The 10,411-nt window shown below is 56.8% G+C and carries 14 protein-coding genes; 9 read left to right on the forward strand and 5 right to left on the reverse strand.

Translation table 11 applies throughout. The features are described from left to right. Positions 1–64: 64 nt before the first annotated feature. Complete coding sequence (locus F8562_RS05795; RefSeq protein ID WP_014838561.1) at positions 65–1,093, reverse strand: isopenicillin N synthase family dioxygenase; 1,029 nt, start codon at positions 1,091–1,093, stop codon at positions 65–67. Between the two features lie 271 nt (positions 1,094–1,364). On the opposite strand from F8562_RS05795, the gene F8562_RS05800 reads away from it, so the two are divergent. Then, the gene (locus tag F8562_RS05800) at positions 1,365–1,640 is read left to right on the forward strand and encodes a VF530 family DNA-binding protein (protein WP_014229464.1); all 276 of its coding nucleotides are present in this window, start codon (positions 1,365–1,367) and stop codon (positions 1,638–1,640) included. A gap of 41 nt (positions 1,641–1,681) precedes the next feature. On the opposite strand, the gene F8562_RS05805 is transcribed toward F8562_RS05800, so the two are convergent. Together F8562_RS05805 and F8562_RS05810 are read right to left on the reverse strand one after the other, a co-directional pair. Continuing rightward, entirely contained in the window at positions 1,682–1,870 is a 189-nt protein-coding gene (locus tag F8562_RS05805) for a hypothetical protein (RefSeq protein WP_004134116.1), read from the reverse strand. A 196-nt stretch (positions 1,871–2,066) separates the two neighbouring features. Continuing rightward, entirely contained in the window at positions 2,067–2,276 is a 210-nt protein-coding gene (locus F8562_RS05810; protein WP_014229463.1) for a YdgH/BhsA/McbA-like domain containing protein, read from the reverse strand. Between the two features lie 333 nt (positions 2,277–2,609). Between F8562_RS05810 and F8562_RS05815 the strand changes: the two genes are divergently transcribed. From F8562_RS05815 to F8562_RS05845, 7 genes are read left to right on the forward strand one after another with little or no spacing between them, the layout of a single operon-like run. Beyond that, positions 2,610–3,350, forward strand: coding sequence for an amino acid ABC transporter ATP-binding protein (locus F8562_RS05815; protein WP_004102264.1), 741 nt, complete (start codon positions 2,610–2,612; stop codon positions 3,348–3,350). Between the two features lie 8 nt (positions 3,351–3,358). Then, on the forward strand, positions 3,359–4,057 hold the full coding sequence (locus tag F8562_RS05820) for an amino acid ABC transporter permease (protein WP_014838559.1): 699 nt from the start codon (positions 3,359–3,361) through the stop codon (positions 4,055–4,057). A gap of 9 nt (positions 4,058–4,066) precedes the next feature. Further along, positions 4,067–4,819 (forward strand): amino acid ABC transporter permease, encoded by a 753-nt coding sequence (locus F8562_RS05825; protein ID WP_014838558.1) that lies wholly within the window; start codon positions 4,067–4,069, stop codon positions 4,817–4,819. Beyond that, the gene (locus F8562_RS05830; RefSeq protein ID WP_014229459.1) at positions 4,809–5,651 is read left to right on the forward strand and encodes a transporter substrate-binding domain-containing protein; all 843 of its coding nucleotides are present in this window, start codon (positions 4,809–4,811) and stop codon (positions 5,649–5,651) included. Before F8562_RS05825 ends, F8562_RS05830 begins: the two co-directional genes overlap by 11 nt. A gap of 4 nt (positions 5,652–5,655) precedes the next feature. After that, positions 5,656–6,195, forward strand: coding sequence for an L-2-amino-thiazoline-4-carboxylic acid hydrolase (locus tag F8562_RS05835; RefSeq protein WP_014838556.1), 540 nt, complete (start codon positions 5,656–5,658; stop codon positions 6,193–6,195). Beyond that, positions 6,183–6,938 carry a VOC family protein gene (locus tag F8562_RS05840; RefSeq protein WP_094909310.1) on the forward strand — a complete coding sequence of 252 codons (756 nt, stop codon included), beginning with the start codon at positions 6,183–6,185 and terminating at the stop codon, positions 6,936–6,938. Before F8562_RS05835 ends, F8562_RS05840 begins: the two co-directional genes overlap by 13 nt. A 12-nt stretch (positions 6,939–6,950) precedes the next feature. Further along, on the forward strand, positions 6,951–7,739 hold the full coding sequence (locus F8562_RS05845) for a pyrroline-5-carboxylate reductase family protein (RefSeq protein WP_014838554.1): 789 nt from the start codon (positions 6,951–6,953) through the stop codon (positions 7,737–7,739). Here the strand turns inward: F8562_RS05845 and F8562_RS05850 are convergent. Beyond that, on the reverse strand, positions 7,736–8,692 hold the full coding sequence (locus F8562_RS05850) for an AraC family transcriptional regulator (RefSeq protein WP_014229455.1): 957 nt from the start codon (positions 8,690–8,692) through the stop codon (positions 7,736–7,738). The genes F8562_RS05845 and F8562_RS05850 overlap by 4 nt on opposite strands. Before the next feature lie 108 nt (positions 8,693–8,800). Here F8562_RS05850 and F8562_RS05855 point away from each other — a divergent pair, with 108 nt between their 5' ends. Then, complete coding sequence (locus F8562_RS05855; RefSeq protein ID WP_014838552.1) at positions 8,801–10,000, forward strand: MFS transporter; 1,200 nt, start codon at positions 8,801–8,803, stop codon at positions 9,998–10,000. A 218-nt stretch (positions 10,001–10,218) separates the two neighbouring features. Here F8562_RS05855 and F8562_RS29420 read toward each other — a convergent pair. Then, positions 10,219–10,411 (reverse strand): hypothetical protein (locus tag F8562_RS29420; protein WP_226789536.1); only part of this gene is annotated, 193 nt, incomplete at its 5' end.

A 10,411-nucleotide genomic window follows, 5' to 3' on the forward strand; every position in this document is an offset into this window, starting at 1 on the left:
ACCAGAGTAAGCTCATTGGGATTCACTGACTTGCCGCCTGCCTGCAACCCGAATTATTTAGGGTCTACACGATCAATTGCTCGGCGCGTTCGCGAAAAACATCCTGGTAGTAGCGCTCGGCGACATCAGGATGCGAACGCAGACGCCCTTTCAGGTAATTCCAGCCCACCTCGCGCAGCAGCGGGTTTTGCGGGTCGCTATCCGGTCCGAGGGCTTCGCGGGCCAGCTCGTCGGGCAGCGTGTAGACGGGGACCACGGCATCCAGTTGGGCGCCGAGGAAGAAAGCGATCGACAGCCGCTGCTGGTCGGCAGGCGGCGAAACGACCCGGTGCACCGTTGCCCGCAGATAGCCGTTGGTTGCCAGCTCCAGCAGCTCGCCGATATTCACCACAAAGCTGCCCGCCAGCGGGGTCGCGTCAATCCAGCGGTCAGGGGAGACTTCGACCTGCAATCCTTTCTGCTCATCCTGCAGCAGGAAGCTGAGGAAGCCGGAATCCTTATGCGCGCCAACGCCCTGGGCGCTCTGGGTCTCCTGCCGGCCGGGATAGCGGATCAGCTTGATATGTTCATTGGGCTTATCGCCATACAGGCCATCGAAGGCATCCAGCGGCAGGCGCAGCGCTTCGGCGAAGGCGCGCAGCAGGGTGATCCCAACCTGGGTCATTTCCCGTTGCCAGGTCAGTAATGTGGGTTTGAGCGAGGGCAACGCCTCTGGCCAGAGATTCGGCCCCTGCAGGCGCTGCCAGCGCGGCGCGCGTTCGCTAAGCTGCAGGGCCGGGCGCTCGGCGCCGATATCGAACTGCTCGCGCCAGTCGGGTTGACCGCGGGTTAATTCAGAAGCGGCGCGGTTGTAGCCGCGAAAATGCGGAGAGTGAATCATTGCCACCCTCTGCTTTTGATCGTCGGGCAGGGCAAAAAAGGCGCGTGATTGCTGCTGCACGGCCTGCTGCAGCGACTCATCGACGCCGTGGTTGATCAGATAAAAGAAACCGATATCGCGGGCGGCGTGGCGCAGGTCGGCGAGAAACGCCGCTTTTTCAGCGGGGTCCGCGTAGCGGGCCAGATCCAGTATCGGTAAGGTTGTCGCGTTCATTGTGTTCTCCGAAGGCGGTATTCAGGTGTTTTCGTCGATGCAGATTCAGGGTTCGGGGACAACAACAGCGCATGATCGATTCCTCAGTCGGGTGGTTGAAGCCAGCTTGCCTTAAGCGAAAATAATCAACCAATAACGTTCTTTTCTAATTTATGACCGTGGAGGGTTCTGTGCTTTTGCGAATTTTGGATAAGGGGGAGGCGGGGCTGTTGCGATTGGCGTCGGGAGCCAGTATGGTGAGCGAAATTTTTAATTCAGGTAAAGAGACGCAATGCAGCACCCAAACGATCCTCTGCACGGCATCACGCTGGAAGCGCTGTTAAACGCGCTGGTCGCGCGATATGGCTGGGCCGAACTGGCGAAACGCATCAACATCAACTGCTTTAAAAGCGAGCCGAGTATTAAGTCGAGCCTGAAGTTTTTACGCCGCACGCCTTGGGCGCGTAAAGAAGTGGAAGCGTTGTATATCGATTCGTTGTCCGATACCGATACGGCAAAAGCGGAAGCGCCGGCGGATAATCCGTGGGCACACTGGCAGAAAAAGTAGGGCGCGCAGCGGATAATTCCGCGCGCGCCCTGGGCTGTGCGTTACTGAAGATTGCCTGCGGTCAGGCTCTCTTTATCAAAGGCATGGCTGACATCAATATGATTCTGATGCACGGACGTGTCGATATTTGAACCTGCCTCCGGACGCGCAAAGCTATTCTCTGCGGCCATCGCCCCGGACGAAAGTGTAGCGGCTAACAGCAGTGCGGTGACTACGCCGATATTTTTCATATTCTGTTCCTTATTTCATCGTGTTGTCGCTGTCGCCTGTGTCTTCCGGCGGCCCGGCAATATTGTTATATACCCTAAATAATTCGGGTTGCAGGAAGGCGGCAAGTCAGTGAATCCCGATGAGCTTACTCTGGTAAGTGATTCGGGTGAGCGCGCGCAGCCAACGCACATGCAACTTGAAGTATGACGGGTGAGTTTATTTCGTCAGTTCTGCGGTCATATGCACGCGGTTATTGAACTGAGCGCTGGTGATTTTGTAAGACGCGCCTTGCTCTGCGGCCTGAGCGGCAATTTTGGCTTCTGCGCGGTCCAGTGTGGAAGCGCTGGCGCTGATGCTCTGCGCAAAAGTACCGAAAGAGATCGTAGAGAGTGCGGCAACTGCAACGAAAGTTTTGATGGATTTCATGGTCGTATTCCTTAAGCGTTTTGTCAGTGTTGGAGCGTTGTTGCCCCGATGTGATAAATAATAGGCCGACGACGCGATGATTAAAATCGAAACAATTTGCTCTCATTGTTCAGTAAATTTGAATAAAAAATATCGATTACCGCAATCCTGTTTTGCAAATAAGGTTTGATTACAATCAAGCCTCATTGTCATAACAAATATATAAAAAGTTATTTTTTGACTTTCGATAGATGATTTTCTTGTTTGCTATCATCTGAACGGCGGCAATATAGTTTTTGTACAGAAATAAATGCCGGTGTGCGGCAAATAATCATTATTCACGAATATCTCATTATGATAACGCTCAATAAGATCAGTAAAAGCTTCTCCGGTGAAAGAGTGCTAAAAGAGGTATCGCTCAGCATTCATTCCGGCGAGATTATTTGCATTATTGGCCCCAGCGGCTCGGGGAAAACCACGCTATTACGTACGCTTAATTTCTTAGAGCCTGCCGATAGCGGGCAAATAAGAATAGATGATGTGGCGCTGGATTGCGCAAAAGCGGGAAAAAAGGAGATTGAAAAACTACGATCAAAAACCGCTATGGTTTTTCAATCGTGGAATCTTTTTCATAACCTCACCGCACTGCAAAATATTACCGAAGGACTGATATACGCTAAAAAGCGTCCGCGGCAGGAGGCGCTGGCTATTGCTGAACGACTCTTAAAGCAGGTGGGGTTGCTGCATAAAAAAGACCACTATCCGCACAGTCTCTCCGGCGGCCAAAAGCAGCGTATCGGTATTGCGCGGGCGCTGGCCATTAACCCCGCCGTTCTGCTGCTGGATGAGCCGACCTCAGCCCTGGATCCGGAAAAAGTCGGTGAAGTGCTGGAGCTTATTCAGACCATTGCCGCCGCGGGCCAGACGATGATCATCGTGACCCACGAAATGGCGTTCGCCCGTCAGGTCGCTTCCCGGGTGGTATTTATGGAAAACGGCGAAATCGTTGAACAGGGCCCGGCGGAACAGATATTTGGCGCGGCGCAGCAGGGCCGAACCCGGGCGTTTCTTGCACAACTGCACTATCATGCCTGAGGCTGATGATGAACAATAACCCGCTGTTTAGCTGGCAGGATATCGCCGGAATAGTGCCGAAGCTGCTGGAAAATTTACCCGTGACCCTCGGTATAACGCTGGCGTCGCTGCTGCTTGGTTTAACGATCGCGCTGCTGATTGTGCTGCTGCAGTTTAGCCGCTTTAAGCCGCTCAGCGCGGCGGCAAATGGGTATACCGACATTCTGCGCGGCGCGCCTCTGGCGCTGCTGATCCTGCTGTTTTTCTTCGGCGGCAAATTAATTTTGACCGCGCTGGCGCTGCCGCCGCTGTGGATTAGCGATACCACCTTTGCGGTGCTGTCTATTTCGGTCAGTATCAGTCCCTACTTTGCAGAAATGATGCGTTCAGCGTGGCGCGCGGTGGATAGTGGCCAGAAAGAGGCCATTATCAGCCTGAATATTCCCTGGCATCAGGGAATACGGCGGATTATTTTCCCCCAGGGGCTTATTATTGCTATTCCCGTCTTTGGCAATCTTTTAATTAATCTCGTGAAAATGACCTCGCTGGTCAATATTATTGGTATTGTGGATGTTTTTGGGCGGGCACAAAAGATTTCGCAAAATAGCTACGGGGCGAAACAAGTCGCGGCATTTATTAGCGTTATTATCGTCTACTGGGTGCTGAATAGTATTATTCTCTATTTTACCACTCGTATTGAAAAGAAATATCAGTTCCTGCTGGAGTGATAAATTAACATGTTTAGCCTGGCGTTCATTCGCGACAATTTTACGTTTATTTTAAGCGCGCTGCCGGTCACCCTGACGATAACGTTATTATCCTTACTGTTTTCCACTTTGCTGGGCGCAGCGCTGGCGTGGGCGATTATTCGTCAGGTACCCGGCGTTCAATGGCTGGCGAGGGTATTCCTCTCCTTCGGCCGTTCGGTCCCGGTCCTGGTGATGCTGTATTTCTTTTTTTACGTCTGGCCGTGGATTGCCGCCGGGCTGTTCGGCGGCCCGCAGGATACGATGTACCGCTATAAACTCTCGCCGCTGGCGGCGGCGGTCACCGTGCTGTCGCTGATCTTCAGCGCTTATTTCGCCGAAACCTTTCGCGCGGGATGGAATGCGGTTGATAAGGGGCAGCGCGAGGCCGCATGGTCAATCGGGCTAAGCGGATTCACGCAGTTCCGACGCATTATTTTTCCACAGGCGGCGGTATCCGCGCTGCCGAACTTTACCAGCGTGCTGATCGATCTGATTAAAGACACCTCGCTGGTTTACACCATCACCGTTGTTGATCTGATGGCGAAAGCCAATATCGCCGCCGCGCGCGGGTTTCATTTTGTCGAAGCCTACTGCGTCGTGCTGGTGATTTATATCGTGCTGTGCCTGGCGATTGCCAGAGCATTGCGCAGTGCAGAAAGGTTTCTGAGCGCCCGCTGGCAAGGAAACGCAGAAAAGAGTGTTTCACGGTTATCATTTTGGGGAAGGTATTTTGAAAAATAAAATTTTACTGGTGAGTGCGCTGGCGTTGGCAATGGGAATGAACGCCGCGCAGGCTGTTGAAAAAAGCGCAAACGCGAAAACGGTTGAGGTTGTCGTCAATGCTAACGGTTTTCCCTTTAGCTTTGTTGACGATAACAACAATATTACCGGTTACGATGGCGACCTGTTAAAGGTGCTGGACCAGCGTTTAACCGACTATACGTTTCATTTTAATGCGGTCTCGCGCGATGCGATGATCGTCGGCCTATCGACCGGCGCCTATACCCTCGCGGCGGATCACTTTTATCTCACCAAAGAGCGGGCGGAAAAATACGACCACTCCGGCGAGCCGACCGGGATCAGCGATTTGCGCCTGATTGTGCGTAACGATGAGAACGATATACATAATCTCGGCGATCTCGCCAGCGGGAAGAAAAAGCTGGTGCCGATTCATACCTCCGACGCCCGTTATACGGTGATTGAAAACTACAATAAAAAACATCCAGGCCAACAAATTAACCTGCAGCCCAACGGCGAGCAGTCCGCCGCCGATATCTTTAAAGCGGTAGCCTCCGGGGAGTACGATGCGGCGATTTACCCCATTGGCGCGCTGCTGGCGTTAAATAAGGCGCTAAATCTTAATCTGAAAGCTTCGGATTCCGTTGGCCTGTTTCCTAACGTCTATTTGTATAAAAAAAATACCGATCCGCAGCTAATCAAAGCGATTGACGCGCAGCTGGTTGCCCTGAAAAAGGACGGCACGCTCGCTGAGCTCTCGCGGAAATGGTACGCCGAAGATGTGTATGCCCTGCCGGGCGCCAGCGACGTGAAAGTGAATACCGACTGGGAATAAGCGCATGACGCAAATAAGCTCGGAACCGGCGCATAACGCTGCCACCATAAACGATGAGGTGACCCTGGCGCTGCGCGCCATTACTGAAAAACGCGCGGCAACGATCGGTTACCTGTTGGACGAAAGCCGACAACGCCATATCGCGGATGATTCTGTCCGTGAAGCAATACGCCACTATGGCCGCGATATCGGGCATAAGCTGCGCGCGCAAATTCGCGATCGAAAAGATTTGCAGGAGTTTGCCGGGCTGTTTACCCGCGGACTGGAATCTCAGGTTTATGAGATGGAGCCCGTTAGCGCCAGCCGGGCCGAATTTATCGTCCTGTTTCACTACTGTCCCTATGTCAACTGCTGGCGGCAGCAGGGGCGAGGCGCCAGCGAAATTGAGACGCTGTGCGATATCTGCATGGAAGGCGATCGTGCGCTAACCGACGCGTTTCCGGGGCTGCATTTAGAGGTGCAGACCGCGCTGGCTCGCGGCGATGCCGCCTGTCGGCTGCGTTTTTATCAGGCAGAGGAGCGGGAGGGCGAATGGCAACCTTAACGTGGGACCACGCGGTCCAGTTTGTTAATCAGCCGGAAGCGGCGATTCAGGCGCTGAGCGGGCAAAAGCTCAACGCGGTGGCCGGTGGGCGCCACCCGGGCTGGGGGACCAGGAATGCGCTGAGCTATTTCGGCCTGACCTATATCGAATTTCTGGCGATTGCCGATGATGCAGAGCTGCTTTCCGCCGCGGAGACGTTTTTACTCTCCCAGGATGCGTCGCGGCTGCTGCCGGATAATGAAGCGCTGTATCGGGTGGCGCTGCGTAGCGACGATATTGAGCGCACGCATGCGGAGTTGCACGAGCAGGGCCTGCGGGTTTCGCCGATCGTCAACGGCCAGCGCGACGATCCGCAGGGCAACGTTATCCGCTGGCGGATCTTCACCATTGACGGCGATTTTGACGGCCTGGTCTATCCCTTCATTCTGCAATGGGGGGAAGAGGATGACGCCCGGCTGAGCCGCCTGCAGGCACAAGGTCTCGCTGCGCCGCATCCGCTGGGGGAGATTGAACTGCAGCGCGCGGTTTTCACGGTACAGCATCCTCAGGCGTTGCGCGACCGCTGGCAGCTGCTGTTTGGCTTTGCCCCGCAAGGCGAGCAGGGGCTGGCGGTGGGCGGTCGAGAGTTTCTTTTCCGTCAGGGCGCGGCGAACCAACTGACTGAAGTGGTGTTTCGCGTTGCTGACCCGGCGCTCAAAGGCCGACGCTTTCGCGTTGGCAACGGCGAATATCTTTTTGAATAAGGAGTAAGACTCATGACCAGGGTCCATTTTATTGGCGCCGGACAGATGGCGGAGGCGATTATTCGCGCGTCATTAAGCCACGGTGCGCTGCGGGCGGACGCGATCTCGCTGGAGGATATCGACAGCGCGCGAGTCGAGGCTCTGCGCGCCCGTTATCGGCTGTCGGGCGACGGTGGCGTAAACGAGGCCGCTTTGCTGGTGCTGGGGATCCGTCCGCAGGACGATCTGGCGGGGGTGGCGAACCGCGTGCGCCCGCAGCTAAACGGCTCGACGACGGTGGTTTCTCTGATCGCGGGGGTGACCCTGGAAAAGCTGGCCTCCCTGTTTGGTGCGGCAACGCCGATTGCCAGGGCGATCCCCAATACCCTGACCGATACCGGATTTGGCTATAGCGGCGTGACCTTAAACCCCCACGCCAGCGCGGCTGAGATCGAGCCGTTTCTGCGCGGCTTTGGCAAAGTGCTGTATCTGCCTGAGCGGTTGATCGATATCTTTACCGGCTTTGGCGTCGCGGGCCCTAACTATATTTACTACTTTATTGAGTCCCTTACCGATGCCGGCGTACTGGCGGGGCTGCCGCGGCCCCAGGCAACGGAGGTGGTGCTGGAAAACCTGCTCGGCGCGGTCGAGATGCTGCGCCAAAGCCAGAAGCATCCGCGCCAGCTTCTGGATATCAACAATTCCCCGGCGGGCGTCGGGATCCACGGTCTGTATGAGCTGAACAACAGCGATTTTGCCGCTGGGCTTCAGCGCAGCGTACTGGCGGCGGTCAGGCGCACCCGTGAACTGGGACAGTGCTAAAATCCTTCTTCCCGCGACAGATCGCGCAGCGCGCCCGGCGCCTTTCCGATTATGCGTTTAAAGGCGCGGCTGAAGGCGGCATGAGAACTGTACCCCAGCCTGAAGGCCACTTTTTCCAGCGCCTGACCCTCATGGGAAATGTACTGCACCGCGAGGCGCATACGCAGCTCGGTGAGATAGCGGGCGGGCGTGGTGCCGGTGGCGGAGAGGAAGCGTTCAGCAAATACCGAACGCGAAATTCCCGCCTCGCGGGCCAGATCCTCGACTTTCCAGTTAATGCCCGGCTGCTGATGCATAACGTAAATGGCTTTAGCCAGCTTAGGATCGCGCAGCACCTGTACCCAGCCGGTGGCGTTGCCGCAGCCGCACTCCACCCAGCCGCGGACAATCAGCGCGGCGACCACATCGGCCAGCCGCGCCAGAATGCCGGCGTAGCCCGCCTGTCGAGTGAGGCTTTCGCGTTCCATGGCCGCCAGCATCGGCGGGATCTCCGGACGGCTGGTCAGCAGGCTGCTGACCAGCATCACTTCGGGCATCGCTTTGACCAGCGGCTGCATACCGCCCAGCTCAAAGTCCATACAGGCGCTGAAGATAATAGCGCTGTCGCTTTTCGCGTCGTCGCAGGCGTTTTTGACGCAGCTTACCGAGCCGCAAACCGGTTCGCTGGGCAGTCTGGACACGTTAACCACCGTTGCCTGGTCATCGGAGAGCAGCACGTGACCATCGCCGTTCGGAATAAACAGCGCATCGCCGCTCTGCAGCATCAGGCGCTGGCCGCTGACCATGCGCAGCAGTACCGGTCCCCGGCTGATAAAGTGGAACTGCGCTTTACCGGGTACGAAGCCGAATTCGACGCCAAAAGGGCGGGAGGTTTCGATGCGGCGGTAGTTGACGCCGGAAAGGCGCATGCCGCGCAGAAGTTCGCTGGTGAGATCGAGGGCGTGCTGAGTCATAACATCATTCCCGGACGAATTATCAATAATCAAGGAGTATGCATCATAGATCGTCCGAACAGAACCGCCTAACCTTAACGAAATGTTAATTGTTCTGGAGAGATGTTTATGAGTTCCTGCATTGCAGCTGAAGAGAGCCAGGCCAACGCCAGGCCCGCGTGGCGCGCCGTCTATGCGCTGGCGCTGGGGGTGTTTGGCCTGATTGTCGCCGAGTTTCTTCCTGCCAGTTTGTTGACGCCGATGGCGGCAAGCCTGGGCGTTAGCGAAGGCATGGCGGGGCAGGCGGTCACCGCGACGGCGCTGGTGGCGTTAGTGACCGGGCTGCTGATCACCACCGCGACGCGAAATATTGACCGCCGCTGGGTGCTGATGTTCTTCTCCGTTTTGCAAATTATCTCCAGCATGATGGTGGCCTTCGCCGGTTCGCTGGAGTTTTTGCTGCTTGGACGCCTGCTGCTGGGGATTGCCATCGGCGGTTTCTGGTCGATGTCGACCGCGACCACCATGCGTCTGGTTCCGGCGGCGATGGTGCCGAAAGCGCTGGCGATTATCTTTTCCGCCGTTTCCATCGCGACGGTGGTTGCCGCGCCGCTGGGCAGCTATTTCGGCGCGCTGATCGGCTGGCGCAACGTATTCCTTATCTGTGCGCTGCCGAGCGTGGTTGCGCTGCTCTGGCAGCTGTGGGTTCTTCCTTCCATGCGTCCGGAGAGCGTCGGCAGCTTCGCTACCCTGTTTAAGGTGCTGCGTCGGCCAGGTATGATTGGCGGCATGCTCGCGACAATCCTGATTTTCAGCGGCCACTTCGCCTTCTTTACCTATCTGCGTCCGTTCCTCGAAACCGTGGCGCAGGCCAGCGTCGAAGGGGTTTCTCTGATCCTGCTCGGTTTTGGGGTAGCGAACTTTATCGGCACCTCGATTGCCGGACATCTGTTGGCCCGAAGCCTGCGCCTGACGCTGGCGCTGGTGCCGCTGGCAATGAGCGTGCTGGCGCTGATGATGGTGACGTTCGGCCACGTCGCGCTGCTGGACGGTCTGCTGGTGGCGATGTGGGGCTTTGCTTTTGGTCTGGTGCCGGTGGGCTGGTCGACCTGGCTTGCCACCACGGTGCCGGATGAAGCTGAAAGCGCGGGCGGCCTGCTGGTGGCCTCTATTCAGCTGGCGATTAGCGCCGGTGCGGCTGGCGGCGGTGCGGTATTCGATCTCAACGGCGCGAGCGGCGTTTTTGTCGGCAGCGGCGTGCTGCTGGTCAGCGCCATGGTGATAGTGCTGTTTGCGGTAAGAGTTAAGCCTGTCGTGAGTGAGGAGTAGGGCTGCAGCACCGCAGATTGCCGATAGCCCGGGGAATATGCCGTGACGTGGTATTGCTGTGGCTTCTTCCCGGCTTGCGCTGCGCTTAGCCGGGCTACCGGGCCGCAGATTGCTGGTAACCCGTGGCCCGGGTAAGGCGTTTACGCCGCAACCCGGGGAATATGCCGTGACGTGGCATTGCTGCGGCTTCTTCCCGGCTTGCGCTGCGCTTAGCCGGGCTACAAGGCCGCAGATTGCTGGTAACCCGTAGCCCGGGTAAGGCGTTTACGCCGCAACCCGGGGAATATGCCGTGACGTGGCATTGCTGCGGCTTCTTCCCGGCTTGCGCTGCGCTTAGCCGGGCTACAGGGCCGCAGATTGCTGGTAACCCGTAGCCCGGGTAAGGCGTTTACGCCGCAACCCGGGGAATAT

Source organism: Klebsiella sp. RCJ4, from assembly GCF_009025755.1.
GTDB lineage: Bacteria > Pseudomonadota > Gammaproteobacteria > Enterobacterales > Enterobacteriaceae > Klebsiella > Klebsiella michiganensis.

Bases quoted from the DNA above. Each gene is read 5' to 3' on its own strand.
- F8562_RS05800 (WP_014229464.1), top strand. From the start codon at position 1,365: ATGCAGCACCCAAACGATCCTCTGCACGGCATCACGCTGGAAGCGCTG.
- F8562_RS05810 (WP_014229463.1), bottom strand. From the start codon at position 2,276: ATGAAATCCATCAAAACTTTCGTTGCAGTTGCCGCACTCTCTACGATC.
- F8562_RS05805 (WP_004134116.1), bottom strand. From the start codon at position 1,870: ATGAAAAATATCGGCGTAGTCACCGCACTGCTGTTAGCCGCTACACTT.
- F8562_RS05845 (WP_014838554.1), top strand. From the start codon at position 6,951: ATGACCAGGGTCCATTTTATTGGCGCCGGACAGATGGCGGAGGCGATT.
- F8562_RS05795 (WP_014838561.1), bottom strand. From the start codon at position 1,093: ATGAACGCGACAACCTTACCGATACTGGATCTGGCCCGCTACGCGGAC.
- F8562_RS05835 (WP_014838556.1), top strand. From the start codon at position 5,656: ATGACGCAAATAAGCTCGGAACCGGCGCATAACGCTGCCACCATAAAC.
- F8562_RS05815 (WP_004102264.1), top strand. From the start codon at position 2,610: ATGATAACGCTCAATAAGATCAGTAAAAGCTTCTCCGGTGAAAGAGTG.
- F8562_RS05820 (WP_014838559.1), top strand. From the start codon at position 3,359: ATGAACAATAACCCGCTGTTTAGCTGGCAGGATATCGCCGGAATAGTG.
- F8562_RS05840 (WP_094909310.1), top strand. From the start codon at position 6,183: ATGGCAACCTTAACGTGGGACCACGCGGTCCAGTTTGTTAATCAGCCG.
- F8562_RS05825 (WP_014838558.1), top strand. From the start codon at position 4,067: ATGTTTAGCCTGGCGTTCATTCGCGACAATTTTACGTTTATTTTAAGC.
- F8562_RS05850 (WP_014229455.1), bottom strand. From the start codon at position 8,692: ATGACTCAGCACGCCCTCGATCTCACCAGCGAACTTCTGCGCGGCATG.
- F8562_RS05855 (WP_014838552.1), top strand. From the start codon at position 8,801: ATGAGTTCCTGCATTGCAGCTGAAGAGAGCCAGGCCAACGCCAGGCCC.